Consider the following 23797-nt stretch of genomic DNA (forward strand, 5'->3'; position numbering starts at 1 on the left):
CCAAGCCGAAGCGCACCCGCACCCGCAAGGTCGCGGAGGCCGCTCCGGTCGCCACCGAGGCCGCCGTGGCCGAGGAAGCTCCGGCCAAGCCGAAGCGCACCCGCACCCGCAAGGTCGCGGAGGCCGCTCCGGTCGCCACCGAGGCCGCCGTGGCCGAGGAGGCCCCGGCCAAGCCGAAGCGCACCCGCACCCGCAAGGTCGCGGAGGCCGCTCCGGTCGCCACCGAGGCCGCCGTGGCCGAGGAAGCTCCGGCCAAGCCGAAGCGGACCCGCACCCGCAAGGTCGCGGCCGCGCCGGAGGCCTGAGCCTCGCGCAGTACCCCGCCGATGGCCCCGTTCCCCTTCCGAGGGGGCCGGGGCCATCGGCTTGCCCGGGCCTGCCGGGAATCCGTACGGGCCGGTAACCTCGGGCCATGAGCAAGCCGCCGCGCCTGACCCTGCCCGCCGCCGCCCGCGCGTACCCCCTCACCACCGACCGCGGCTCCTTCGCCGTGCACGAAGCCGGTGAGCCCGTGCACGGCACCGCCCTGCTGGTCCCCGGCTTCACGGGCAGCAAGGAGGACTTCATCGGCCTCCTGGAGCCGCTGGCGGCCGCCGGGTACCGGGTCGTCGCCGTGGACGGCCGCGGCCAGTACGAGACCCCGGGCCCGCGCGAGGAGGCCCCGTACGCCCAGGAGGAGCTGGCGCGGGACGTGCTCGCGCAGGTCCGCGCACTGGGCGCGGACCGCGTGCACCTGGTCGGCCACTCGCTCGGCGGTCTGGTCTCCCGCGCCGCCGTGCTCCGCGACCCCTCGCCCTTCGCCTCCCTCACCCTGATGAGCAGCGGGCCGGCCGCGATCTCCGAGGAGCAGCAGGCCCGGACGAAGCTGCTGGTCGCCGCGTTGGAGGCGATGGGCGACGACATGCCCGGGATCTGGGCGGCGATGCGGGCCCACGATCCCGAGGACGCGGCCGCGGACTCCCCCGAGCTCGCGCACTTCCTGCGCGAGCGGTGGCTGGCGACCGTCCCCGAGCAGCTGATCGTCACCGGCCGGACGCTGATCTCCGAGCCGGACCGGGTGGCGGAGCTGAGCCGCGTCGACCTCCCGAAGCTGGTTCTGTCCGGGGCCGTGGACCAGGCCTGGCCGGTGCCGCTGCTGGACGAGACGGCCCGGCGCCTGGCCGCGCGGCGGGTGGTCGTGCCCGGGACGGACCACTCCCCGAACGCCGAGGACCCGGCCACGACGGCGCGCGAGCTGGCCGCGTTCTGGGACTCCTGCGCCGGCGCGTAGTTAGCTAGTGAAAAAATTTCCTTAGCGTAGGGAATGATTGCGGCCTACACTTCGTTGGACCAGTGCAAGGAGAAACACTGACGAAGGGAGAAGCCCGTGCGCTTCGAGATTCTGCGCCTGGACGACGTCGACGGATCCGCCGTGGACCGCACCGTCGTCGACGCGGCCTCCGTCAACCGGATCGTGCAGCAGGCCGCAGCCGTCGGCCAGCGCATCCTGATCCGACCGGCCGAGAGTGCGTCCTGCTGACGCATCGCATGAAGAACGTTCACGCCCCCGCACCGGTCCCGGTGCGGGGGCGTTCGCTTGAGCGGCCGCGTGCGGCAGCTACGGGGCGGGGCGGGCGGGACCTCAGGCCCCACTGACCACCTGGAGCACGCCGTTGATGATCTGCTGGACGGCGATCGCCGAGAGCATCATGCCGGCGAGTCGGGTGACGAGGACGACGCCGCCGTCCTTGATGACCCGGATGATCACCAGCGAGTAGCGCATGGTGATCCACAGCACGACGTGCATGGCCACGATCGCGGCCCAGACCGAGACCTGTCCGGCGGCGCCGTCGACCTTCTGGACGGCCAGGATCACGGACACGATCGCGCCGGGCCCGGCCAGCAGCGGCATGCCCAGCGGGACCAGGGCCACGTTCACGTCCTTGGTCTGCTTGGGCTCGTCGTTCTTGCCGGTGAGCAGGTCCAGCGCGATGAGCAGGAGCAGCAGACCACCGGCGATCATCAGCGCCGGAACGGAGACGTGCAGGTAGTCCAGGATCTGCTGGCCGCAGATGCCGAAGACCGCGATGACACCGAAGGCCACGCATACGGCCTGCCAGGCCATGCGGCGCTGCACCTTGACGGGGCGGCCGGAGGTGAGGGCCAGGAAGATCGGCGTGATCCCCGGAGGGTCCATGATCACAAAAAGGGTGAGAAAAAGGGATCCGAAGACGGCGAAATCAAACACAGTGATGCCTTGCAGAAGAGAGGGGTGTCGCGAAGAAGAAGTGTGGGACGGGTGGAGCGGGCCGGATCCGGCCGGTCAGCGCTCGCGTCCGCCGGCGCCCGGCACCGGGAAGGCCCCCGTCGCACGGCGCGTGATCTCGCCGTAGATCTCGGGGTCGGTCGTGTACTCCCCGAGGCGACAGGTCTTGCGGCTGCCGTGGTAGTCGCTGGAGCCCGTGGTCAGCAGGCCGAGGTCGCCCGCCAGGCCGCGCAGCCGCGCGCGGGTGTCGGCGTCGTGGTCCATGTGGTCCACCTCGATGCCGTCCAGGCCCGCGCTCGCCAGCTCGGCCATCGCGGACTCCGAGAGGCACCGGCCGCGCTTGACGGCGGCGGGGTGCGCGAGGACGGTGACCCCGCCGGCCGCCTTGACCAGGCGCACGGCCTCGAACGGATCGAGCTCGTGCTTCTCGGCGTACGCGCGGCCGCCGTCGGCGAGCCACTCGGGCGTGAAGGCGTCCGAGACGGTGGGGACGACGCCCAGCTCGACGAGGGCGGTGGCGATGTGCGGCCGCCCGACCGAGCCGTCACCGGCGATCCTGGCCACCTGCTCCCAAGTGACGTCGACGCCGAGGTCCTGGAGCTTGCCGATCATGGTGCGGGCGCGCGGGGTGCGGTCGTCGCGGACGAGCTCCCGCTCCCGGGCCAGCTCGGGTTCCTCGGGGTCGAAGAGGTACGCGAGCATGTGCACGCCGACCCCGTCGAGCCGGCAGGACAGCTCGGCCCCGGTCACCAGCGTCAGTCCGGCGGGCAGGGCCGCGAGGGCCTCGCCGTATCCGCGCACGGTGTCGTGGTCGGTCAGCGCCACCACGTCCAGCCCTGCGCCGGCCGCATTGCGCACCAGCTCGGCGGGAGTGTCCGTACCGTCGGAGGCCGTGGAGTGGGCGTGCAGGTCGATGCGCACAGCCTGACTCCATGGGTCGTACGTACGGGGGACACCCCAGGATAACCGGGCCGCTGACCCCCCTCGGCCTCAGGCAGGGCCCAGGATGCGGGGGCTCAGGGCCCCGCACGGAACGAGCTCGACCTCGGCTCCCGCGTCGCGCAGGTCGGTGAGGACGAGCTCGTCGTACATCAGCAGGCCGGACTGCTCCGGCCAGACGATCGCCCAGAGCCACAGGCCGCGCGCCTCGCCGGCGAAGACCGCCCGGTCGTCGGGGCCGCCGCCCACGTGCCACAGCGGTGTCGGGCGGCCGGCCGCGACCACCTTGGCGTGGGGCGGCGCCGATACGTTGATGGCCGACCCGGGGTCGACGCCGTCGATGCCCGCGTACCGCGCACCGAGGCCCACGCCCAGCTCCTCCGCGATCAGCAAGAGCTCACCGATCCCGCCCAGTGGGCCGGGGCCGGAACAGGCCACCGCCGTCGCCCGGCCACCGCCCCGGTCGTCACCGGCGGACGCCACCCCGGTGAACAGCCACCCCACCGGCAGCGGCCACGGCATCCACACCGGCACCCGCGCCCGGTGCACCACCACGCTCAGGCCTTCGACGCTCGGCGGGATGACGGGTTGCAGGGGGTGGACGGCGCCGTGCACCGTGCACTGCCAGGAGTCGGAGAAGAGTCCGGGCGCCCTGACCCGGCCACCGCACTTCGGGCAACTTGGTTCACCCCTCATAAGAAGCCACGCTCCTCCCCGCCCGGCCCCCAGTCAAGGCACGCTCACCCGTCCGGGCCCTCAGTCGAGTGCGACGGCGCTACGCAAAGGGTCCCGCAGGTCCGTCCCGCGCGCGAGCCAGCGTTCCTGGAGGGCGGGCGCTCCGTGCACGCGCTTCCAGGCGGCCTCGTTCGCCGTCATCGGCAGCAAGGGGAGGAAGTGGACCGGGTCCATGGGCTCGTCGAGCTCCAGGTCCTCGACCAGACCGCCCGGTTCCGCCACGAGGACGGAACTGAAGGGGGCCCCGTCCCACAGCGGTTCGCCCACGTCGAGCGAGGCCCCCGGCGCCACGATCAGCCCCTCGACCTGGGGGGACGCGGCCAGCACCGCGAGCGGTCGCAGGAGTTTGTCGGTGGCCGCAAGGCCCGCCCGTACGGTCAGTACGAGCTCGGCGCGCGGGCCCCGTACGGGGTCGGCGACCACGGCGGTCGGATCGGTCATCGGGTGCGCGGACATCCCGAGGGTCGCGTACCGCACGAGGTCGCCCTCGGTGAAACGGAGTACCTCGATGCGGTCGGTGCCCAGGAAGGTGACGGCGGCGCGTGCGTCGGGTTCACCGAGCGCCGTGCGCAGCCGGGCCTCCACGAGAGCCAGAATTTCTGCCATGAAGCGAGCATAGAACTCGTATCAGGCGGGTAAAGGGCGGGTCTTGACCATCCGTCGGCTGATAGTGTTGACAGCTGTTCGGGGCCGCACGCAGAAGCGGTGTTTCAGCGCCCCGGCAACAGGACGTCCCTCACGGGGGACCGGCCGGAGGAGGTGGGGCTGCGGTGGACCGAAGTCGATCGTGCAGTACCAATCGCTCTTCCACTTCTGTGACGGGCGCATCCCGCCCCCTTTGATCTGCTCGATCCGTCTGATCCGCTGATCAGTAGAAGAGCGACGGCAGAACGTTTGTCCTCCCGTCCTGTTCCCTCCCCTGCCCGGGCCTGCCCGCCCGCCTGCGGAGGAGGGCCTCCCACCCGTACGGTCCGCAGCCGTGCGCGAGAAGGAGCCTGCCATGTCGATGCTGCCCTACCTGCGTGCGGCCGTTCGCCCGGCCCTGCGCAGGGCCAACCCCGTACAGCCCGGCTACGACACCACCCGCGACCCGTCGGCGAGCAGCGCGGTGGTGGACTGCGCCGTGTACCGCGACGGGAGGCGGATGCTGGGTCCGGCGTGTCTGACGCCCCGTGAGGCGATGCGCCGGGTCCGCGAGGACGGCGGGTTCGCCTGGATCGGCCTGCACGAGCCGACGGAGGCCGAGTTCGCGGGGATCGCCGCGACCTTCGGGCTGCACCCGCTGGCCGTGGAGGACGCCGTGCACGCGCACCAGCGGCCGAAGCTGGAGCGCTACGACGACACCCTTTTCACCGTCTTCAAGACGATCCACTACATCGACCACGCCGAACTGACCGCCACCAGCGAGGTGGTGGAGACCGGCGAGGTGATGTGCTTCACCGGCCCCGACTTCGTCATCACCGTCCGGCACGGCGGGCAGGGCTCCCTCAAGGGGCTGCGCCACCGCCTCCAGGACGACCCGGACCTGCTCGCCAAGGGCCCCTCGTCGGTCCTGCACTCCATCGCCGACCACGTGGTCGACGGCTACATCGCGGTCGCGGCGGCGGTGCAGGACGACATCGACGAGGTGGAGAGCGAGGTCTTCGCCGCCCCCGCCAAGGGCAGTGCGCGCGGCGGCGACGCGGGCCGCATCTACCAGCTCAAGCGCGAGGTGCTGGAGTTCAAGCGGGCGGTCTCGCCGCTGCTGCGTCCGATGGAGCTGCTGAGCGAGCGGCCGATGCGGCTGGTGGACCCGGACATCCAGAAGTACTTCCGCGACGTCGCCGACCACCTGGCGCGGGTGCACGAGCAGGTGGTGGGCTTCGACGAGCTGCTGAACTCGATCCTGCAGGCCAATCTCGCGCAGGCGACGGTCGCCCAGAACGAGGACATGCGCAAGATCACCTCCTGGGCGGCGATCATCGCCGTGCCGACGATGATCTGCGGCGTGTACGGGATGAACTTCGATCACATGCCGGAACTCCATTGGCGGTACGGCTATCCGATGGTGATGGTCGCGATCGTCGCCTCCTGCTTCACCATCCACCGCGCGCTGCGCCGCAACGGCTGGCTCTGAACCGGGCCCGCCCCGGGTCCCGCGGGCCGGGACGCCCGCTCGCGAGCGGGGGCCGACCACCTACTCTGTCGGCATGACTCTCAGCACGCTCGACCTGGCCCTCGTCGAGGAGGCCACCAAGAAGTCCGGCCTGATCTGGGTGCGCGGCGACGGGGCCGATCGCGCCCTGTGGCACGCCTGGGTGGACGGCGCGGCCCATGTACTGGGCGACGGGCCGGGCGAGCAGCCGTTCCCGGGGCTGGCGGACGGCGCGAGTGCCGAGGTGACCGTACGGAGCAAGGACAAGGGCGGCCGACTGGTGGCCTGGACGGCTACGGTGCGGGAACTGGCGCCCCGCGGCGAGGAGTGGGCGGCGGCGGTCGCCGAGCTCAAGGGCAAGCGGCTGAACGCGCCCGACTCCGAGGACATGACCGAGCGGTGGGCACGGCAGTGCCGGCTGCTGCGGCTGGAGCCGGAATCGGTCCGGTCGCAGCTCCCGGACGGCTCGCTCGTCGCGGTACCGCTGCCGTCCCCGGCGACCACCCGCCGGGCCGTCCCGGCGGGCCTGCCGAAGCTGCTGCTGAAGCGCAAGAAGGCCGCCCGGGGCTGACCCCGTCGCAGGAGGTACGGGGACGGGTGCGTGCCGGGGCGCTCCCCCAAGGCGCCGGGTGCCGTTCCCGCGGCCGCCGCCGGATCCGCCGACCCGTGGAACGTTACGGCTTCGTCGGGTTCGCGCCCTGGCCGGAGCCCTTGGAGGGGGCCGGGGCGGGTGCGCCGCCCTGGTCCTTGGTCGTCGGCAGCTGGGACCCGTAGTCGACCGTCTGGTCCTGCGCGGGTGCCTCCAGCGGGAACGTCTTGCCCCACTCGGCGAGTTCCAGCCGCCCGGCGCCGCCCGCCCGCTCCATCATCAACGGGTACGGGGTGCCCTCCAGCGAGACCGACAGCTTGCCGCCCTTGCCCTCGTTCGCCGTGACCTGGACCGCGCGGGTGTGCCCGACCTTGGTGTACGAGCCCTTGGCGAGCTTGCCCTCCAGCCCGAGCAGCCCGTCCAGCAGCACGTCCATGTCGGTGAAGCCGCGGAACTGCTTGTACGAGGGGTCGCCCTCGGGCACCTTCACGAACTTGTCGCCGAGCTTGCCGGCCGAGTCGGACTGGCCCCAGAACGCCGCGCTCGCCTTCAGGTACAGCTGCTCGCCCACGCGCAGCAGCTGGAAGGTGTCCTCGTTGGACTTCACCTCGCCGGAGCCGCCGTCCGCCTTCAGCCGCATGTCGAGGGTGAAGGACTTGCCGCCGCTCACCAGCGTGCCGGACAGGTGCACCGCGTCGGCCTCCGTCGCGGCCGCCTTCGCCTTCGCCTCGATCTTGTCGGCGGACAGTTTGCCGACGCCGTTCGTGCCCTCGTCGGGGTCCTCCCCGCAGCCCGTACCGGTGACGGCGAGGCCGGCGCACAGCACACCGATGAAGGCGGCCCGGCGCAGCCGCGCGGCAGGGAAGTAGGCGGTCACGGGCGGGTGCCTCTCGTCGGTCATCTGCGAGCAGCAGGCAGCGTACCCGCCCGTACCTCGCGCCCCACGACCGCGCCCCGGTGTTCGCCCGCCCCCGGCCGGACCGCCCCACCAGGACGCTTTCGGGCGGCACGGGCTAGCCTGAGGGGCGGCACGACTCTTGATCGACGCACTAGGAGGCGCTCGGATGGCTGCAGGCGCCCCGCGGATCTTCGTCTCGCATCTGTCGGGTGTGCCCGTCTTCGATCCCAACGGCGACCAGGTCGGCCGGGTCCGCGACCTCGTGGCGATGCTCCGGGTCGGCGGGCGGCCGCCGCGGCTGCTGGGCCTGGTGGTCGAGGTCGTCAGCCGGCGGCGGATCTTCCTGCCGATGACCCGGGTCACCGGTGTGGAGTCCGGCCAGGTCATCACCACCGGTGTGATCAACATGCGGCGGTTCGAGCAGCGCCCGACCGAACGCCTGGTCCTGGGCGAGCTGCTGGACCGGCGGGTGACGCTGGTCGCGAGCGGCGAGGAGGTCACCGTCCTGGACGTGGCCATCCAGCAGCTGCCGGCCCGCCGGGACTGGGAGATCGACCGGATCTTCGTACGGAAGGGCAAGTCGGGGGCGCTGCGCCGGCGCGGCGAGGCCCTGACGGTGGAGTGGTCGGCGGTGACGGGCTTCTCGCTGGAGGAGCACGGGCAGGGCGCCGAGAACCTGGTCGCCACCTTCGAGCAGATGCGCCCGGCCGACGTGGCGAACGTGCTGCACCACCTGACGCCCAAGCGACGCGCCGAGGTGGCCAACGCCCTCGACGACGACCGGCTCGCGGACGTGCTGGAGGAGCTGCCCGAGGACGAGCAGGTGGAGATCCTCGGCAAGCTGAAGGAGGAGCGCGCCGCCGACGTCCTGGAGGCGATGGATCCGGACGACGCGGCCGACCTGCTCTCGGAGCTGCCGGAGGACGACAAGGAGCGGCTGCTGACGCTGATGCAGCCGGACGACGCGGCCGACGTGCGCCGCCTGCTGTCCTACGAGGAGAACACCGCGGGCGGTCTGATGACCACCGAGCCGATCGTGCTGCGTCCGGACGCGACGGTCGCGGACGCGCTGGCCCGCGTACGGCAGGCGGACCTGTCGCCGGCACTGGCGGCGCAGGTGTACGTGTGCCGGCCGCCGGACGAGACGCCGACGGGCAAGTACCTGGGCACGGTGCACTTCCAGCGGCTGCTGCGGGACCCTCCGTTCACGCTGGTCAGCTCGATCGTGGACACGGACCTGCCGCCGCTGCGACCGAACGCCTCGCTGCCCGCGGTGACCACGCACCTCGCCGCCTACAACATGGTGGCGGTGCCGGTGGTCGACGAGAGCGGCTCGCTGCTGGGCGCGGTGACCGTGGACGACGTGCTGGACCACCTGCTGCCAGACGACTGGCGGGAGACGGACTTCCATTCCGAGGAGGCCGTCGGTGGCCGCTGAACGAGGACGCTTCGAACGGGGGCGGGGCGAGCAGGCGCGCGAGCGGCGCCGCGAGCAGATCCGGGAGCGGCGCGAGCAGGCGCGGACGCAGGCGCGCGAGCACGGGCTGGCGGCGGACGCGACGGAACGTTCCGGCGAACGTTCGGGGAAGTCCTCGGGGACCGGGTCGAGCGCGCTGACGCGCTCGCGGGTGCGTCTGGACCTGCCGCGCGCGCCGCGCCGGTCGCTGCTGCCCGAGTACGACCCGGAGGCCTTCGGGCGGCTGTCGGAACGGGTGGCGCGGTTCCTGGGCACCGGCCGGTTCATCGTCTGGATGACCCTGGTCATCATCGTCTGGGTGCTGTGGAACATCTTCGCGCCGGACGACCTGCGGTTCGACCCGTACCCGTTCATCTTCCTGACGCTGATGCTGTCGCTCCAGGCCTCCTACGCGGCTCCGCTGATCCTGCTCGCGCAGAACCGGCAGGACGACCGCGACCGGGTCACCCACGAGCAGGACCGCAAGCAGAACGAGCGGTCCATCGCCGACACCGAGTACCTGACCCGGGAGATCGCCGCCCTGCGCATGGGCCTGGGCGAGGTCGCCACCCGCGACTGGATCAGGTCGGAGTTCCAGGACCTGATCAAGGAGATGGACGAGCGGCGTCTATTCCCCGCCGAACGTGATGAAGGCGACCGCTGACGGGCTTTCCTGCGGCCTGCTACCGAGCCGTACCATCGGGGCATGGCTACCGACACAAGCTCCGCCGCCGTGCCTGAGCAGGACGCGATCCTGGACGCACTGGCGACGGTGAACGACCCCGAGATCCACCGGCCGATCACCGAGCTCGGCATGGTCAAATCGGTGGAGATCGGTGAGGGCGGCCAGGTCGCCGTCACGGTCTACCTCACGGTGTCGGGCTGTCCCATGCGCGAGACCATCACGAAGAACGTCACCGAGGCCGTCGAGAAAGTCGCGGGCGTCACCTCCGTCGCCGTCTCCCTCGACGTGATGAGCGACGAGCAGCGCAAGGACCTGGCGGCCACGCTGCGCGGCGGCACCGCCGAGCGCGAGGTGCCCTTCGCCAAGCCGGGCTCGCTGACCCGGGTGTACGCGGTCGCGTCCGGCAAGGGCGGTGTCGGCAAGTCCTCCGTCACGGTGAACCTGGCCGCGGCGATGGCGGCGGACGGCCTGAAGGTCGGCGTGGTCGACGCGGACATCTACGGCCACAGCGTGCCGCGCATGCTGGGCGTGGACGGCCGTCCGACCCAGGTCGAAAACATGATCATGCCGCCGTCGGCGAACGGCGTGAAGGTCATCTCCATCGGCATGTTCACCCCGGGCAACGCCCCGGTGGTGTGGCGCGGGCCCATGCTGCACCGCGCGCTCCAGCAGTTCCTGGCCGACGTGTTCTGGGGTGACCTGGACGTGCTGCTGCTGGACCTGCCGCCGGGTACGGGTGACATCGCGATCTCCGTGGCCCAGCTGGTGCCGAACGCGGAGATCCTCGTCGTCACCACCCCCCAGCAGGCCGCGGCCGAGGTCGCCGAGCGGGCCGGCTCCATCGCCGTGCAGACCCACCAGAAGATCGTCGGCGTGGTCGAGAACATGTCGGGCCTGCCGTGCCCGCACTGCGACGAGATGGTGGACGTCTTCGGCTCGGGCGGCGGCCAGAAGGTCGCCGACGGCCTGACCAAGACGGTCGGTGCGACGGTGCCGGTGCTGGGCTCGATCCCGATCGACGTCCGGCTGCGCGAGGGCGGCGACGAGGGCAAGCCCGTCGTCCTGTCCGACCCGGACTCCCCGGCCGGCGCGGCCCTGCGCGCGATCGCGGGCAAGCTGGGCGGCCGTGCGCGCGGCCTGTCGGGCATGTCCCTGGGCATCACCCCGCGCAACAAGTTCTGATCGTCCGTACCACGGGGAAGGGCGCCGCTCGCCGAGCGGCGCCCTTCGCCGTGCCGTGACCCGTCGCCCGCCGGCTACTGGTACGAGCCGAGGTCCGCGATCGCGGAGAAGCCGAGTCCGTACGCGCTCATCCCGCGGCCGTACGCACCCAGGTGGACGCCGCTCCCCGTGGAGCCGGCCAGCACCCACCCGAACTCCGACTCGCGGTAGTGGAACGGCGTCGGTTCCCCGTCCACCGGCAGCGACAGCGTGGACCAGTCCTCACCGGCCAGGTCGTCCGCCAGCTCCCACGCCGCCTCGGTCTGCTGGTCCAGCCAGTCGTCGCGCAGCGAGTGGTCCATCTGCCCGGGCCAGCTGTACGCCAGCAGCCCGGAGCCGGCCAGCCAGGCCGCCGAGGCGACCGAGGTGGCCTCCAGGACGCCGGTGCCGTCGCCGGTGCGGCGCAGCGGGTTGCTCGCCACGGTGATCACCACGGCGAAGCGCTCCTTCTCACCGGTGGCGAGCTCGCCCCGGGCGGAGGGCTCGTCGCCGTGACCGGTGGATCCATGCTCCACCGTGCCGTCGGTGGCCACGGCGACCTGCATGAGCCAGCGGGGGCCGATGAAGGCCCCGTCCAGCCCGTACCAGGGGAAGTCGGCCGCCAGGAAGCCCTCGGCCGTCCGGCGGGCCGCCGGTACGGGCGCGGCGGCCTCCTGTGGCTGTGTATCGCTGTGCGGGCCGGTATCCGGCTCCTGGGCGGGTGCGCCTGCGGCGGCGGGGGCCTCCGCGGTCTGCGCCCCTACCCGGCTGCTGCTCGTCGTCTCCATCTGGGCGGCCTCTCGTTCCGTGGGGTCCGGAACGGCCCTCCCCCTCGCTGTGCTGGGGGGACCCCCTCCCTCGGGCGTCCTGCGATCCGGACAGATGGAGGATAGCCATCCGACCGCGGTTCGCCGGGAAGGCCGCGCGTCAGGTGGCGTCGGCGTCGAAGCGCGAGCGCTCGTCCGGGGCCGGGGCGGCGGGCTTCTTCAGCAGGTCCGGGCCGGTCACGGCGGGCGTGGCGGAGCCGGCGGGCGTGGCCGAGGAGGTCGGGGCGGCGCCCGCCTCCGAGCTCTTCACCGCGTCGGAGACGTCGCTGAGCTCCTTGCGGAGATCGAAGCTGGTGCGGATCTCCTTGAGGTCCTCGTTCTCCGTCAGCTGCTTGCGGATGAAGGTTTTCGGGTTCAGGTCCTCGAACTCGAAGTCCTTGAAGTCCGGGCCGAGTTCGGAGCGGATGTCCTGCTTGGCGCTGTCCGAGAACGCCCGGACCTTCCGGATGAAGCCCGTGACGTCCTGAATGACCTTGGGCAGCTTGTCCGGTCCGAAGACGAGGATGCCGAGCACCACGATCGTGACGAGTTCGAGTGCGCCTATGTCGTTGAACACCTTGCCGCTCCTCGGCTCTCTATCACTTCGGGCCCCGACACACGGTACCCGTCGTTGTCCACGCACCCATACCTGCATGCCGCTTCCGCGGCGGTTTCACCCCGCCGTCACCTCGTGCTCATGAGCCGTTCGCCGACCCGAGGACCACTTTCAGTGTGCTTTCGCGGCCGCCGCGGAGCACGGTGAGGGTCAGCGGGTCGCCCGGGCGGTGGGCCCGGATCTTGATGATCAGCTCGTCGCCGCCGCGGACCCGCTGGCCGTCCACCTTGGTGATCACGTCCCCGGCCCGGATCCCGGCGCGCGCGCCCGGCCCGTCGGCGACGACGGACGGCTTGCCGTCCTCGCCCTTGTCCCCGACCCGGGCCCCGTCACCCGCGTAGTCCATGTCGAGGGTCACCCCGATGACCGGGTGCGTGGCACGGCCGGTGCGGATGAGCTCCTCGGCGACGCGCTTGCCCTGGTTGACGGGGATGGCGAAGCCGAGCCCGATGGAGCCGCCCTGCCGGGTGGGATCCTCCTTGTCGGCCCTGCGGATCGCGCTGTTGATGCCGACCACGTGGGCCTTCGCGTCAAGGAGCGGGCCGCCGGAGTTCCCCGGGTTGATGGGGGCGTCGGTCTGCAGTGCGTCGACGTAGCTGATGTCGCTGCCGTCGCCCTTGTCGCCGCCCGCGGTGACGGGCCGGCCGGTCGCGCTGATGATGCCGGCGGTGACGGTGTTCGACAGGTCGAAGGGCGCACCGATGGCCACCACCGGGTCGCCGACCTGCACGTTCTCGGAGTTCCCCAGGCTCAACGGATGGAGCCCGCGCACCCCGTTGACCTTGACCACGGCCAGGTCGTAGCCGGAGTCGCGGCCGACCAGCTGGGCGGTGACGCTCTCGCCGGTGCTGAAGGTGACCGTTATCTCCTGGGAGTCGGCCACCACGTGGCTGTTGGTGAGGATGTGTCCCTGCTGGTCGAGCACGAAGCCGGTGCCCGTCCCGCTGCCCTTCGTACCCCGCACGTGCAGGGTCACCACGCCGGGCAGTGCGGTGGCCGCGATCCCGGCCACGCTCTCGGGGGCCCGGCCCCGGTCGGCGGCGCCGGCGGCCTGGGGGAGCTCCAGCCGGGTGCTGCTCTGCCGCTCGGCGAGCACGCCGAGATAGCCGCCCGTCCCGCCGGCGAGCAGGGCCGTTCCGAGGCTGAGGGCCACCACCTGCCACAGCCCGATCCCGCGCGGCGTCCGGCCCCGGTCCACGACCTGCAACGGCTCGGCCCCCCAGGGGTCGTACCGCACCGCGGGGACAGCAGCCGCCACGTCCGGGGCCGGGTCCGACACGCCCGGGGCGGGCACGTCTTGGGCGGACACGTCCCGGGCCGGCACGTCCTGGGCCGCGTCCTGTACGTGGCTCTCGCCCCCGGTGTCGGGCCGCGGGGCGGGAACCCCGTTGCCCCGACCGGCCTCGGCCGTCCCTTCGGGCCGGCTCCACCACTGTGGAGCCGGGTCGGTCTGCTGCCTGTCGGCCATGGGCGCTCCCCGCGTACCTATGCGCTTGTGCCGCAGATTCAACCAGGTCCCGCGTCAGCGCAGCAGGGAGACCGGTCGTGCCGGGTACGGCGGGGAGGGCTGGAGCGGCGGCAGCGGGGTCGCCACGGCCGACAGGAGGGTCGGGACGGCCTCGGGCGTGGGCAGGCGGTCACGGGCCCCCGGATCGGCCACGGGCAGGGCGGGCCCGGGCCGGGAGGCCGGGGCCGGGGTATCACCCCGCAGGTTCGGGTCCACCTCCAACGGCAGGGCACCGCCGAGCGCGAGCGCGGCCAGCGAAACGGCCCCGGCGGCGACGAAGGCGAACCTGCGGCGCGGACGGCCCACCTCGTGGATGTGGAAGCCCTCCTGGGGCCGCGGCCGGGCGGCGACCGGCAGCCCGTACGCGAACGTGTCGAAGGGGTCGGCCCCCGCGGGACCAGAGGGGTCGCCGGAACGGCCGGGACCGGCGGGGCCCACGGGCCCCGCCGGATCGTCGAGGCCGCCGCCCGGCAGCCCCTGCAGCCGTGCCAGCAGCCCCGCTGACAGCGGCGGCGGCGCGCTCTCCACGAACATGGTCTTCAGACGTCGCTGGGCATCGGCCTCGGCCTTGCACCGGGCACAGGTCGCCAGGTGGGCCAGGACCCGATCGCGCACGTCATGTTTCAGCTCCCCGTCCACCAGGGCGGCTAGCCGGTCGCCCAGGTGCTGTTCGGCGGGTGACGGACTGACTTCGCTCACTCGGCTCCGCCCTCTCCCCCGGCGCCGGGGGCGCCCATCGCCACTCCCGCCAGTGCGCGCTGCTCGGCACGGGCCTGCGGGGACCGGTGCTTGAGTGCCTTGCGCAGGTGCGAACGGCCCCGGTGGATCCGGCTGCGCACGGTGCCGAGCTTCACGCCGAGCGTCGCGGCGATCTCCTCGTACGACAGGCCCTCGATGTCGCACAGCACCACGGCCGCGCGAAACTCGGGGGCGAGGGTGTCCAGTGCCTGCTGCACGTCCGCGTCGAAGTGGGTGTCGTGCAGGACCTGCTGCGGGGACGGCTCACGGCTGGGCAGCCGGTCGGCGGCGTCGTCGCCGAGCGCGTCGAAGCGGATCCGCTGCTTGCGGCGCACCATGTCCAGGAACAGGTTGGTCGTGATGCGGTGCAGCCAGCCCTCGAAGGTGCCGGGGGTGTACGTGGACAGCGAGCGGAAGACCCGGACGAAGACTTCCTGCGTCAGGTCCTCGGCGTCGTGCTGGTTACCCGTCAGACGGTAGGCAAGGCGGTAGACCCGCGCGCTGTGCGTGCTGACGATCTCCTCCCATGAAGGAGGGGTCCACGCCTGGGAGCCCGCATCGGCGGCAAAGGTCGCGGTGGTCGCGGCGTCGGCGGTGTGGAAGCGGTCAGCAATGTAGGTCACGGATTTCGGCTCACCCGCCGACCAGAAGAGGCGTCTCAGTACGCCTCCACGATCCACAGGCGCAGCCGCACCTCCCCTATCGGCTCTGGTGGTGTCCAGTGGAGTCCCTACCATAGCCACCCCCTCTGTCAGCTCCGGATAAGTGTTTTTGCAGTATCTTTACGCGAGACTTAAGCGTGGGAGCGGCCCCGGCCGTCGATCTGCCCGGCACCGTCCCTTCTTATCCCGCCTCCACCCCTCACAACGCCCGGTCCCATCTGCGGGTTCCCGACGTCAACGGATACAGTCACCGTTGCGCCAACTATGGGGACAGGAGAGGGTCATTACCGGCAACCGGCAGACGAGCTGGGCGTTCGCCGACGCGTTTGTCGCCGAGGACGACGCTCTGCGATGGGCCCGCGACCGGTCCAGGGAAGCGGGCCTGCGCTCCGTCTCTCCCGGCACCGGGGCCACGCTGCGCCTGCTGGCCGCCACCGCGGACGCCAAGGCGGTCGCCGAGATCGGCACCGGAACCGGCGTCTCCGGCATCCACCTGCTGCACGGCATGCGCCCCGACGGGGTGCTGACCACGGTGGATCCCGAAGCGGACCGGCAGGCTTTCGCCCGCCAGGCCTTCCGCGCCGCCGGCTTCGCCGGCAACCGGGCCCGCTTCATCCCCGGCCGCGCCCTCGACGTGCTCCCGCGGCTCGCCGACGGCGGATACGACCTCGTCTTCTGCGACGGGGACCCCTCCGAGTCCCTCGACTACCTCGCCGAATCGTTGCGGCTGCTGCGCCCCGGAGGGTTGGTGTGCTTCGAGGGGGTCTTCTCCGACGGCCGCACGGTCGACTCCACGGCCCAGGCGGTGGAGGTGCTGCGCGTCCGCGAGCTGCTGCGCAGCGTCCGCGAGAGCCCCGCGCTGGAGGCCGCCCTGCTCCCGGTGGGCGACGGGCTGCTGTGCGCCGTGCGCCGCTGAGCCACCGGGTCCGCCCTCGGCGCGCACGAGCAAGGACTGCCGGCCCGCGGGACATCGGCCCCGCGGGTTCAGCCGAGGAGCGCGAAGGTGAGGGCCGCCGTACCGCCCAGCGCCGTACCGGCGAGGAGCTGCACCGGGGTGTGCGCCTTCAGCACCAGTCGCGACCAGGCGACGGCGGCGGCGACCAGCACCGCGGGGAGCGCCCGGGGGCCGAGGACGAGCAGCAGGATCATCACGGTGCCGCCGGCCACCGACATGTGGATCGATATCTGCCAGACCACCGTGACCAGCAGCGAGGACACGAGGCCCACCAGCATCGCGACGACGAGCGCGAACACCTGCCGGGGGGCGCCCAGCAGGTGCAGGAGGGTGACCCCGGCGACGACGGAGACCAGGCTCAGGGCCATCGGGACGAGCCGCTGGCGCCGCACCCGGATGTGCTGGTCGGTCAGCGCGCCCCGGCGGACGCCGAGGGCGATGATCCCGATCGGGACCACCCCGCAGAAGCAGGCGGCGAGCAGACCCCAGCCGAGCCCGGTCCACGCCGTGCTGCCGTGCCATCCGACGAACAGGAGCAGCGCGACCACCAGATGGGCCGGGGCCAGCACGTCGGAGAGGACGCGGGCGGCCTTCTGGCGGGGCGTGCAGTCGGCGAAGGCGGGCGGTGCGGGCGGGGCGAAGGTCACGGCGCGGCTCCGGAAGGCTCGGGTCCAGGGATGACGACACAACACTGCCCCGGCCGCGGGATCGCGGTCGGGGCAGTGCAGAGAATGCGGAAAAGCAGAAGGTGGAAGTGCTGCCGGTGTCCCCGTGGGGTCAGCCGACGACCTTCTTCAGGGCGTCACCCAGGGCGTCCGCCTCATCAGGGGTCAGCTCGACGACTAGCCGACCGCCGCCCTCGAGCGGTACGCGCATGACGATGCCCCGCCCCTCCTTGGTGACCTCGAGCGGGCCGTCGCCCGTCCGCGGCTTCATGGCCGCCATGCTCGTTCCCCTTCCTGAAACCAGCTCATCGTCAGCCGACGGCCCCGTTCAGGCGCCTAATACCCGGCATCGAACACATTGCTTCCCAGCCATTATCCCGCATGTCAGGACCCGATGACCAACATCGCAAGGGAACGCTTGGGCAACGCGCTCGACCAAAACCACTCATTTCGGGGATCCGCCTGCGATACTTCGCCGCCGCACCCGGGAAGCGGCATCGGCTTTCTTTGACGCACATCACATGTGCGCGCCACGTCCGGTCCGCCATGCTGACCTTTGCACCGGACAGTACCGACCGGTAGCCAAGCCCGCGACGAAGGGGGACCCCCTGCCATGGCCGACAGCGTGCTCTACGAAGTGACCGACGGACTCGCGACCATCACGATCAACCGTCCGGACGCGATGAACGCGATGAACACCGAGGCCAAGGTCGCCCTGCGCGACGCGGTCCGGGCGGCGGCCGCCGACACCGCCGTACGGGCCGTGCTGCTCACCGCGGCGGGTGACCGGGCCTTCTGCGTGGGCCAGGACCTCAAGGAGCACATCGGGAACCTCGCCTCGGACCGCGAGACCGGCACCTCGCTGACCATGACCACGGTGGCCGACCACTACAACCCCATCGTGCGGGCGCTCACCGAGATGCCGAAGCCCGTGGTGGCCGGCGTGAACGGCGTCGCGGCCGGGGCGGGCTTCGGCTTCGCGCTGGCGGCGGACTTCCGGGTCGTCTCCGACACCGCCTCCTTCAACACCTCGTTCGCCGGGGTGGCACTGACCGCCGACTCCGGGGTCTCCTGGACCCTCCCCCGCCTGATCGGCGCCTCCCGCGCCTCGGACCTGCTGCTGTTCCCGCGTTCGATCAAGGCCCAGGAGGCGTACGAGCTCGGCATCGTCAACCGCCTCGTTCCCGCGGACTCCCTGCGCTCCGAGGCGGAGGCGGTGGCCCGCACGCTGGCCGCCGGTCCGACGGTCGCGTACGCGGCGCTGAAGGAGTCCCTGGCCTACGGGGCCTCCCACACGCTCGCCGAGGCCCTGACCCACGAGGACGCCCTCCAGACCCGTGCGGGGGCCTCCGAGGACCACGCCATCGCCGTCCAGGCCTTCCTCGCGAAGCAGCCGCCGAAGTACCTGGGCCGCTGAGGCCCCTCCCGCGATCCGGCCGGGCCGGACCGGACTCAGGCCGGGTCGCGGGAGACGCAGTCGGCCAGGTGGTCGTTGACCAGCCCGCAGGCCTGCATCAGGGCGTAGGCCGTCGTGGGGCCGACGAAGCGGATGCCGGCCTTCTTCAGGGCCTTGGCGAGGGCTGTGGACTCCGGTGTGACCGCCGGGACCTCGGTGACCGTCAGCGGGGCCGGTCCCGGCTCCTCGGGGGCGTGGGACCAGATCAGGGTGTCCAACTCGCCCGGCTCCCACCCGGCGAGGACCTTCGCGTTGGCCAGGGTCGCCTCGATCTTGGCCCGGTTGCGGATGATCCCCTCGTCGTTCAGCAGCCGCTCCGCGTCACGGTCGTCGAACTCCGCGACCGCCGCGATCGAGAAGTCCGCGAACGCCTTGCGGAACCCCTCGCGGCGCCGCAGGATCGTGATCCAGGACAGCCCCGACTGGAACGCCTCCAGGCACAGCCGCTCGTAGAGGGCGTCATCGCCGTGCACCGCACGGCCCCACTCGGTGTCGTGGTAGTCGACGTAGTCCGGTGTGGACAGCCCCCACGGGCAGCGCAGCAGCCCGTCCGCACCCGCCACCGAACCGCTCACCGCTCGCCGCCCTTGTTGAGGTCGACGGGTCCGGGCGCGTCCGACGGGGCCGCGGCGGGCGCCGCCGCGGCCGTCAGCTGCGCGATCCGCGCGTCCCGCTCGGCCAGTTCGGCCGCGAGCCGCTCCAGTACGTCGTCCACCTCGGCCATCCGGTATCCGCGCGGGGCGACCGGCAGCCGCAGCGCGTCGATGTCGGCCCGTACGACGGGCCGGGTCTCCGGCAGCCCGTCCGCGACCCGGTCCGGCTCCGCTTCCGGCAGGACGGCCTCCGAGCCGCCGCCGATCACCGCCAGGGTGACCGCTGCCACGACCACGACCAGCGCGATCATCAAGAAGAAGAACACGATCAACTCCCCTGAGAGACTCCGGCCACCAGGTTAAGGTCGCAGGCGAGGCGCGAGGGCCGCCGAAGGAGGAAAGAGCAGGATGCTGCGACTGGGCAGGCGCGAGTTCGACACCCACGAGCCGGTGATCATGGCCATCGTGAACCGGACGCCGGACTCCTTCTACGACCAGGGCGCGACGTTCCGCGACGAGCCGGCGCTGGACCGGGTCGACTACGCGATCGCCGAGGGCGCCGCGATCATCGACATCGGCGGGGTCAAGGCGGGCCCGGGCGAGCACGTGGACGCGGCCGAGGAGGCACGGCGCACGGTCGGCTTCGTGGCCGAGGTCCGGCGCCGCCACCCGGACGTGGTGATCAGCGTGGACACCTGGCGGCACGAGGTCGGCGAGGCCGTGTGCGAGGCCGGGGCCGATGTCCTCAACGACGCCTGGGGCGGGGTGGACCCCAAGCTCGCGGAGGTCGCCGCGCGCTACGGCGCGGGCCTGGTCTGCACCCACGCCGGCGGTGTGCAGCCGCGCACCCGGCCGCACCGGATCGCGTACGAGGACGTCATGGAGGACGTGCTGCGCGTGACGGTCGGGCTGGCGGAGCGGGCGGCGGCGCTGGGCGTCCGCCGGGACGCGATCATGATCGACCCGGGACACGACTTCGGGAAGAACACCCGGCACTCGCTGGAGGCCACGCGCCGGTTGGACGAGATGACGGCGACGGGCTGGCCGGTCCTGGTCTCCCTGTCCAACAAGGACTTCGTCGGCGAGACCCTCGACAAGCCGGTCAAGGAACGCCTGCTGGGCACCTTGGCCACGACGGCCGTCTCGGCCTGGCTGGGCGCACAGGTCTACCGCGTCCACGAGGTCGCGGAGACCCGGCAGATCTTGGACATGGTCCGCTCCATCCAGGGCCACCGCCCGCCGGCCGTCGCCCGCCGCGGCCTCGCCTGAGGCCCGGTACGGGCCCGGGCCGGACCGGCCCGGGCCCGGGGGGCTACTTGCCGACTTCCTTCGTCACCAGTGCGATCGCCTCGTCCACGTCGTCGGTGACGTGGAACAGGTAGAGGTCCTTCTCCGAGGCCTTGCCCTGGGCGATGACGGTGCCCCGCAGCCAGTCGATCAGACCCTTCCAGTACTCCGTGCCGAACAGCACGATCGGGAAGCGGGTGATCTTCTGTGTCTGGACCAGGGTCAGCGCCTCGAACAGCTCGTCCAGCGTGCCCAGGCCGCCCGGCAGGACGACGAAGCCCTGGCTGTACTTCACGAACATCGTCTTGCGGACGAAGAAGTACCGGAAGTTCAGGCCGAGATCGACGTGCTGGTTGAGCCCCTGCTCGAAGGGGAGCTCGATGCCGAGGCCGACCGAGACGCCGTTCGCCTCGCGGGCGCCCTTGTTGGCGGCCTCCATGGCTCCCGGACCACCGCCGGTGATCACCGCGAAGCCGGCCTCGACCAGCGCGCTGCCGATCCGCACGCCCGCGTCGTACTCGGGCGAGCCCTCCGGCGTACGGGCCGATCCGAACACGCTGATCGCGGGCGGCAGCTCGGCGAGCGTGCCGAAGCCCTCGATGAACTCCGACTGGATGCGCAGGACCCGCCAGGGATCGGTGTGCACCCACTCGGAGGGCCCGGCCGAGTCCAGCAGCCGCTGGTCCGTCGTACTGCCCGCCTGCACCTGGCTCCGCCTCCTCAGCACCGGCCCGAGCTGCTGCTCCTCGGGCCGACGACGAGCGGAACCCTCGGGACTGCCGTGGTTGCCCATGCTGTGCTCCCTCCTGCTGATCGTTGGATCAGGGTAGGCGCACAAAGGTGACGAGAAGCGGAATTCAGGAGGTCAGCCAGGCGCGGAGTCGTTCCTCGCAGTGCAGGATCGCCTTCGTCTCGACGCGTTCGTCGACCTTGTGCGCCAGCAGGGCGTCGCCCGGGCCGTAGTTGACCGCCGGGACCCCGAGGGCGCTGAAGCGGGAGACGTCCGTCCAGCCGAACTTGGGCATCGCTCGGCCGCCGACCGCCTCCATGAAGGCCTCGGCGGCCGGGTGGGAGAGGCCGGGGAGGGCGCCGGGCGAGGAGTCGTCGACCACGAACTCGGCAATGTCGCAGTCCGCGAAGACCTCCCGCACGTGGGCCAGTGCGTCGGCCTCGGTGCGGTCCGGGGCGTAGCGGAAGTTGACGGTCACCGTGCACGCGTCGGGGATGACGTTGTTGGCGACGCCGCCCTCGATGCGGACCGCGTTGAGGCCCTCGTGGTACTCCAGGCCGTCGATGACCGGCTTGCGGGGCTCGTAGGCCGCGAGTCGGGCGAGGATCGGGCCCGCCGCGTGGATGGCGTTGGAACCCATCCAGCTGCGGGCGGAGTGCGCGCGCTCGCCGGCGGTGCGGAGCAGGACGCGCAGGGTGCCCTGGCAGCCGCCCTCGACCTCGGCGTTCGAGGGCTCCAGCAGGACCGCGAAGTCGCCCGTCAGCCAGTCGGGGTGGGCCGCGGCGACCTTGCCGAGGCCGTTGAGGTCGGCGGCGACCTCTTCCTGGTCGTAGAAGACGAAGGTGAGGTCCCGGTTCGGCTCGGGCACGGTCGCGGCGATGCGCAGCTGCACGGCGACACCGGACTTCATGTCGGTGGTGCCGCAGCCCCACAGCACGTCGTTCTCGTCGAGGCGGGAGGGGACGTTGTCGGCGATCGGCACGGTGTCGAGGTGGCCGGCCAGTACGACGCGCTCGGCGCGGCCGAGGTCCGTGCGGGCGACGACGTTGTTGCCGAAGCGGTCCACGGTGAGGTGCGCCAGGCCGCGCAACGCGTGTTCCACGAGGTCGGCGAGTACCTTCTCGTCGCCGCTCACGGAAGGGATGTCGACGAGCCGGGCGGTCAGCTCGGCGGCGTCCAGGGTGAGGTCCAGCTCGGATTCGGACATGGAACTGACCCTAACGCCCCGGGGTGTGGCGAAGCGTCCCTCGTCCGGCCGGTGGACGCGTCATACGCCTCAAGTACGGTGGGCCGCGTGTCCGAGACCCGTGAACCCCGTCCTCGTCGCCGCCGGCTGGTCCGGGCGGCCGTCGGCCTGCTCGTTCTCCTCGCGGTGATCGGGTACTTCGCCGTGCAGCACGATTCGAACGGTGGTGGCGGTGCCCCGTTCTGCGTGGCGAGCGCGGATCCGGTCGGGGCGGACGAAACCTCTGAAACGTACGAAATGTCGCCGGAGCAAGCGGCGAACGCGGCGACGATAGCCGCCGTCGGCGTCGCCAAGGGCCTGCCGGACCGGGCGGTGACCATCGCGCTGGCGACCGCCATGCAGGAGTCCGCGCTGCGCAATCTCGATCACGGCGACCGGGACTCGCTCGGCCTCTTCCAGCAGCGGCCGTCGATGGGCTGGGGAAGTCCGGCGCAGATCACGGACCCGGTGTACTCGGCCGGGATCTTCTACGACCACCTCGTCGACGTGCCGGGGTACTCGCGCCTGCCGCTGACGGTGGCCGCGCAGAAGGTGCAGCGCAGCGGGTTCCCGCAGGCGTACGCGAAGCACGAGCCCGACGCGACCGTGCTGACGGCGGCCTTCGCCGGCGGGGGCACCCTGAACTGCGGCGGGCCCGCACCCACCGGGCCGGGCGACCCGGAGAAGGTACGGGCCGACCTGACCCGGATCTTCGGCAAGGACGGGATGCACACCATGTCCCCGCAGGGCGGCCAGGCCGGGCGGAACACCGGCGGCGGGCAGGTCGCCCCGGAGGCCGAGGTCACCCTGACGGAGAAGAAGAACGGCGGCGAGGACGCGACGCGCCGCAGCCGGGCGATGGCCCACTGGGCGGTGGCCAACTCGAAGGCGATGGGCATCTCCCGGGTGTCGTACGGCCGGCACGGCTGGATCGCGGGCAAGGACCGCGGACGGTGGCAGGAGAAGACCGGCACGGGGACGAAGGACGGCGCCAAGGACCCCCACTACGCGGGTCCGGGCGAGGTGCGGATCTTCATGGCCCGCTGATCCGCTTCGGTGCGGGGCACCAGCCGGGGGCGCCCGGGCTCACGTGCGAGCGATCACTCCCACGGGGGGATCCGTGTAGCGGGTCACGGATCCCGGAATCGGACGGAACCCCTGGTCGGCGCGCATCCAATGCGCTTTTCGCGGAAGCCGATTAAACGATGCGTTACCGATCCTTTACCCACCGGCACCGCAACTCCACCCGCCCCGGGAACGGTTAGCACGGCGTACTCAGCCGCTACCGCTTAGGAGCAACATGTCTCTCCCCCTGACCCGTCGGATCGCCCGTGCCGCGCTGCTCGTCGCAGCCGGGGCAGCGCCCGTGGTCGGTGCGGCCGGCGCGGCCAACGCCGCCGGTCTGGAGTCCGTGCCGCAGCTGGGCCAGCTCACCGCCCCCGACGCCGCCACGGACGCCGTCGGCAGCGCCACCAAGGCCCTGCCGGCCCCCGCCGCCGACGTGGCCGGTACGGCGCAGGGCCTGCTCGGCGGACTGCCCGCGGCGCAGGACCTGCCGGTGTCCTCGCTGCCGGTGTCCTCGCTGCCGACGTCCGGCGGCCTGCCGGCAGGGCTGCCGGGCGGCCTGCCGCTGGGCGGCTGACGCCGTAGGAACCGCCGAGGGGGCCGGGAGTGCG

28 protein-coding genes and 1 pseudogene are annotated in these 23797 nt (G+C 72.1%); 13 read left to right on the top strand and 16 right to left on the bottom strand.

Annotated features, from left to right (window positions below; all coding sequences use genetic code 11):
• From ACIQK6_RS23230 to ACIQK6_RS23240, 3 genes and pseudogenes are all read left to right on the top strand, one after another.
• Positions 1 to 305, top strand: a pseudogene (locus tag ACIQK6_RS23230) (DEAD/DEAH box helicase); the annotation flags it as partial.
• A gap of 107 nt (positions 306 to 412) precedes the next feature.
• Entirely contained in the window at positions 413 to 1270 is an 858-nt protein-coding gene (locus ACIQK6_RS23235) for an alpha/beta hydrolase (RefSeq protein ID WP_329099183.1), read from the top strand.
• Positions 1271 to 1366: 96 nt separating this feature from the next.
• The gene (locus ACIQK6_RS23240; protein WP_266604630.1) at positions 1367 to 1519 is read left to right on the top strand and encodes a hypothetical protein; all 153 of its coding nucleotides are present in this window, start codon (positions 1367 to 1369) and stop codon (positions 1517 to 1519) included.
• A 102-nt stretch (positions 1520 to 1621) separates the two neighbouring features.
• On the opposite strand, the gene ACIQK6_RS23245 is transcribed toward ACIQK6_RS23240, so the two are convergent.
• The 4 genes from ACIQK6_RS23245 to ACIQK6_RS23260 form a co-directional block, all read right to left on the bottom strand.
• Positions 1622 to 2227: a MarC family protein gene (locus ACIQK6_RS23245; protein ID WP_327383408.1), complete on the bottom strand. Its 606-nt coding sequence runs from the start codon at positions 2225 to 2227 to the stop codon at positions 1622 to 1624.
• Between the two features lie 75 nt (positions 2228 to 2302).
• Positions 2303 to 3166 carry a PHP domain-containing protein gene (locus tag ACIQK6_RS23250; RefSeq protein WP_329099186.1) on the bottom strand — a complete coding sequence of 288 codons (864 nt, stop codon included), beginning with the start codon at positions 3164 to 3166 and terminating at the stop codon, positions 2303 to 2305.
• A gap of 69 nt (positions 3167 to 3235) precedes the next feature.
• Positions 3236 to 3880 (bottom strand): DUF6758 family protein, encoded by a 645-nt coding sequence (locus ACIQK6_RS23255; RefSeq protein WP_327383410.1) that lies wholly within the window; start codon positions 3878 to 3880, stop codon positions 3236 to 3238.
• Between the two features lie 60 nt (positions 3881 to 3940).
• Positions 3941 to 4525: a suppressor of fused domain protein gene (locus tag ACIQK6_RS23260; RefSeq protein ID WP_329099188.1), complete on the bottom strand. Its 585-nt coding sequence runs from the start codon at positions 4523 to 4525 to the stop codon at positions 3941 to 3943.
• A gap of 394 nt (positions 4526 to 4919) precedes the next feature.
• Here ACIQK6_RS23260 and ACIQK6_RS23265 point away from each other — a divergent pair, with 394 nt between their 5' ends.
• Positions 4920 to 6035 (top strand): magnesium and cobalt transport protein CorA, encoded by a 1116-nt coding sequence (locus ACIQK6_RS23265; protein ID WP_402695366.1) that lies wholly within the window; start codon positions 4920 to 4922, stop codon positions 6033 to 6035.
• Positions 6036 to 6108: 73 nt separating this feature from the next.
• On the top strand, positions 6109 to 6624 hold the full coding sequence (locus ACIQK6_RS23270; protein ID WP_329099189.1) for a hypothetical protein: 516 nt from the start codon (positions 6109 to 6111) through the stop codon (positions 6622 to 6624).
• A gap of 103 nt (positions 6625 to 6727) precedes the next feature.
• Here the strand turns inward: ACIQK6_RS23270 and ACIQK6_RS23275 are convergent, their stop codons facing one another.
• Positions 6728 to 7543: a hypothetical protein gene (locus ACIQK6_RS23275; protein WP_329099190.1), complete on the bottom strand. Its 816-nt coding sequence runs from the start codon at positions 7541 to 7543 to the stop codon at positions 6728 to 6730.
• Between the two features lie 163 nt (positions 7544 to 7706).
• On the opposite strand from ACIQK6_RS23275, the gene ACIQK6_RS23280 reads away from it, so the two are divergent.
• From ACIQK6_RS23280 to ACIQK6_RS23290, 3 genes are all read left to right on the top strand, one after another.
• Positions 7707 to 8978, top strand: coding sequence for a magnesium transporter MgtE N-terminal domain-containing protein (locus ACIQK6_RS23280; RefSeq protein ID WP_030764689.1), 1272 nt, complete (start codon positions 7707 to 7709; stop codon positions 8976 to 8978).
• 106 nt (positions 8979 to 9084) lie between these two features.
• The gene (locus ACIQK6_RS23285) at positions 9085 to 9660 is read left to right on the top strand and encodes a DUF1003 domain-containing protein (RefSeq protein ID WP_402695471.1); all 576 of its coding nucleotides are present in this window, start codon (positions 9085 to 9087) and stop codon (positions 9658 to 9660) included.
• A 42-nt stretch (positions 9661 to 9702) separates the two neighbouring features.
• Positions 9703 to 10863, top strand: coding sequence for an Mrp/NBP35 family ATP-binding protein (locus ACIQK6_RS23290; RefSeq protein ID WP_402695367.1), 1161 nt, complete (start codon positions 9703 to 9705; stop codon positions 10861 to 10863).
• 74 nt (positions 10864 to 10937) lie between these two features.
• Here ACIQK6_RS23290 and ACIQK6_RS23295 read toward each other — a convergent pair whose 3' ends face one another.
• The 5 genes from ACIQK6_RS23295 to sigE all read right to left on the bottom strand — a co-directional run bounded on the left by ACIQK6_RS23295 (position 10938) and on the right by sigE (position 15285).
• Positions 10938 to 11669: a hypothetical protein gene (locus ACIQK6_RS23295; RefSeq protein ID WP_329099192.1), complete on the bottom strand. Its 732-nt coding sequence runs from the start codon at positions 11667 to 11669 to the stop codon at positions 10938 to 10940.
• Between the two features lie 139 nt (positions 11670 to 11808).
• Positions 11809 to 12264 (bottom strand): sec-independent translocase, encoded by a 456-nt coding sequence (locus ACIQK6_RS23300; RefSeq protein WP_329099194.1) that lies wholly within the window; start codon positions 12262 to 12264, stop codon positions 11809 to 11811.
• 118 nt (positions 12265 to 12382) lie between these two features.
• Entirely contained in the window at positions 12383 to 13771 is a 1389-nt protein-coding gene (locus tag ACIQK6_RS23305) for a S1C family serine protease (protein WP_402695368.1), read from the bottom strand.
• Positions 13772 to 13825: 54 nt separating this feature from the next.
• Positions 13826 to 14509, bottom strand: a complete 684-nt coding sequence (locus ACIQK6_RS23310) for a zf-HC2 domain-containing protein (protein ID WP_329099197.1) — start codon at positions 14507 to 14509, stop codon at positions 13826 to 13828.
• Positions 14506 to 15285 (bottom strand): RNA polymerase sigma factor SigE, encoded by a 780-nt coding sequence (gene sigE, locus ACIQK6_RS23315; RefSeq protein ID WP_199810289.1) that lies wholly within the window; start codon positions 15283 to 15285, stop codon positions 14506 to 14508. The genes ACIQK6_RS23310 and sigE overlap by 4 nt, the downstream gene beginning before the upstream one ends.
• A 178-nt stretch (positions 15286 to 15463) precedes the next feature.
• On the opposite strand from sigE, the gene ACIQK6_RS23320 reads away from it, so the two are divergent.
• Positions 15464 to 16126: a class I SAM-dependent methyltransferase gene (locus ACIQK6_RS23320; protein WP_329099198.1), complete on the top strand. Its 663-nt coding sequence runs from the start codon at positions 15464 to 15466 to the stop codon at positions 16124 to 16126.
• A 68-nt stretch (positions 16127 to 16194) separates the two neighbouring features.
• On the opposite strand, the gene ACIQK6_RS23325 is transcribed toward ACIQK6_RS23320, so the two are convergent.
• Complete coding sequence (locus tag ACIQK6_RS23325) at positions 16195 to 16812, bottom strand: phosphatase PAP2 family protein (RefSeq protein WP_329099199.1); 618 nt, start codon at positions 16810 to 16812, stop codon at positions 16195 to 16197.
• Between the two features lie 130 nt (positions 16813 to 16942).
• Positions 16943 to 17110, bottom strand: a complete 168-nt coding sequence (locus ACIQK6_RS23330; protein WP_003966491.1) for a DUF3117 domain-containing protein — start codon at positions 17108 to 17110, stop codon at positions 16943 to 16945.
• A 333-nt stretch (positions 17111 to 17443) separates the two neighbouring features.
• Here ACIQK6_RS23330 and ACIQK6_RS23335 point away from each other — a divergent pair, with 333 nt between their 5' ends.
• Positions 17444 to 18247: an enoyl-CoA hydratase-related protein gene (locus ACIQK6_RS23335; protein WP_329099200.1), complete on the top strand. Its 804-nt coding sequence runs from the start codon at positions 17444 to 17446 to the stop codon at positions 18245 to 18247.
• A gap of 35 nt (positions 18248 to 18282) precedes the next feature.
• On the opposite strand, the gene ACIQK6_RS23340 is transcribed toward ACIQK6_RS23335, so the two are convergent.
• On the bottom strand, positions 18283 to 18861 hold the full coding sequence (locus ACIQK6_RS23340; RefSeq protein WP_329099201.1) for a DNA-3-methyladenine glycosylase I: 579 nt from the start codon (positions 18859 to 18861) through the stop codon (positions 18283 to 18285).
• On the bottom strand, positions 18858 to 19211 hold the full coding sequence (locus tag ACIQK6_RS23345) for a DivIVA domain-containing protein (protein WP_329099202.1): 354 nt from the start codon (positions 19209 to 19211) through the stop codon (positions 18858 to 18860). Before ACIQK6_RS23345 ends, ACIQK6_RS23340 begins: the two co-directional genes overlap by 4 nt.
• Positions 19212 to 19287: 76 nt before the next feature.
• On the opposite strand from ACIQK6_RS23345, the gene folP reads away from it, so the two are divergent.
• A complete protein-coding gene (gene folP, locus ACIQK6_RS23350; RefSeq protein ID WP_329099203.1) occupies positions 19288 to 20148 on the top strand; it encodes a dihydropteroate synthase in 861 nt (286 codons plus the stop codon).
• A 43-nt stretch (positions 20149 to 20191) separates the two neighbouring features.
• Here the strand turns inward: folP and ACIQK6_RS23355 are convergent, their stop codons facing one another.
• Entirely contained in the window at positions 20192 to 20959 is a 768-nt protein-coding gene (locus tag ACIQK6_RS23355) for a TIGR00730 family Rossman fold protein (protein ID WP_329099204.1), read from the bottom strand.
• Between the two features lie 64 nt (positions 20960 to 21023).
• Positions 21024 to 22103: a succinyl-diaminopimelate desuccinylase gene (dapE, locus tag ACIQK6_RS23360; RefSeq protein ID WP_329099205.1), complete on the bottom strand. Its 1080-nt coding sequence runs from the start codon at positions 22101 to 22103 to the stop codon at positions 21024 to 21026.
• An 87-nt stretch (positions 22104 to 22190) separates the two neighbouring features.
• Between dapE and ACIQK6_RS23365 the strand changes: the two genes are divergently transcribed.
• On the top strand, positions 22191 to 23168 hold the full coding sequence (locus ACIQK6_RS23365; RefSeq protein WP_329099207.1) for a hypothetical protein: 978 nt from the start codon (positions 22191 to 22193) through the stop codon (positions 23166 to 23168).
• Between the two features lie 253 nt (positions 23169 to 23421).
• Positions 23422 to 23763, top strand: coding sequence for an ATP-binding protein (locus ACIQK6_RS23370; RefSeq protein WP_329099209.1), 342 nt, complete (start codon positions 23422 to 23424; stop codon positions 23761 to 23763).
• Positions 23764 to 23797: the final 34 nt, after the last annotated feature.

The sequence above is a fragment of the Streptomyces sp. NPDC091682 genome (genome assembly GCF_044756625.1).
Classification (GTDB): Bacteria; Actinomycetota; Actinomycetes; order Streptomycetales; family Streptomycetaceae; genus Streptomyces.

Bases quoted from the DNA above. Each gene is read 5' to 3' on its own strand.
- ACIQK6_RS23235 (WP_329099183.1), top strand. From the start codon at position 413: ATGAGCAAGCCGCCGCGCCTGACCCTGCCCGCCGCCGCCCGCGCGTAC.
- ACIQK6_RS23255 (WP_327383410.1), bottom strand. From the start codon at position 3,880: ATGAGGGGTGAACCAAGTTGCCCGAAGTGCGGTGGCCGGGTCAGGGCG.
- ACIQK6_RS23260 (WP_329099188.1), bottom strand. From the start codon at position 4,525: ATGGCAGAAATTCTGGCTCTCGTGGAGGCCCGGCTGCGCACGGCGCTC.
- ACIQK6_RS23265 (WP_402695366.1), top strand. From the start codon at position 4,920: ATGTCGATGCTGCCCTACCTGCGTGCGGCCGTTCGCCCGGCCCTGCGC.
- ACIQK6_RS23270 (WP_329099189.1), top strand. From the start codon at position 6,109: ATGACTCTCAGCACGCTCGACCTGGCCCTCGTCGAGGAGGCCACCAAG.
- ACIQK6_RS23275 (WP_329099190.1), bottom strand. From the start codon at position 7,543: ATGACCGACGAGAGGCACCCGCCCGTGACCGCCTACTTCCCTGCCGCG.
- ACIQK6_RS23280 (WP_030764689.1), top strand. From the start codon at position 7,707: ATGGCTGCAGGCGCCCCGCGGATCTTCGTCTCGCATCTGTCGGGTGTG.
- ACIQK6_RS23290 (WP_402695367.1), top strand. From the start codon at position 9,703: ATGGCTACCGACACAAGCTCCGCCGCCGTGCCTGAGCAGGACGCGATC.
- ACIQK6_RS23295 (WP_329099192.1), bottom strand. From the start codon at position 11,669: ATGGAGACGACGAGCAGCAGCCGGGTAGGGGCGCAGACCGCGGAGGCC.
- ACIQK6_RS23305 (WP_402695368.1), bottom strand. From the start codon at position 13,771: ATGGCCGACAGGCAGCAGACCGACCCGGCTCCACAGTGGTGGAGCCGG.
- sigE (WP_199810289.1), bottom strand. From the start codon at position 15,285: ATGGTAGGGACTCCACTGGACACCACCAGAGCCGATAGGGGAGGTGCG.
- ACIQK6_RS23330 (WP_003966491.1), bottom strand. From the start codon at position 17,110: ATGGCGGCCATGAAGCCGCGGACGGGCGACGGCCCGCTCGAGGTCACC.
- ACIQK6_RS23335 (WP_329099200.1), top strand. From the start codon at position 17,444: ATGGCCGACAGCGTGCTCTACGAAGTGACCGACGGACTCGCGACCATC.
- folP (WP_329099203.1), top strand. From the start codon at position 19,288: ATGCTGCGACTGGGCAGGCGCGAGTTCGACACCCACGAGCCGGTGATC.
- ACIQK6_RS23355 (WP_329099204.1), bottom strand. From the start codon at position 20,959: ATGGGCAACCACGGCAGTCCCGAGGGTTCCGCTCGTCGTCGGCCCGAG.
- dapE (WP_329099205.1), bottom strand. From the start codon at position 22,103: ATGTCCGAATCCGAGCTGGACCTCACCCTGGACGCCGCCGAGCTGACC.
- ACIQK6_RS23370 (WP_329099209.1), top strand. From the start codon at position 23,422: ATGTCTCTCCCCCTGACCCGTCGGATCGCCCGTGCCGCGCTGCTCGTC.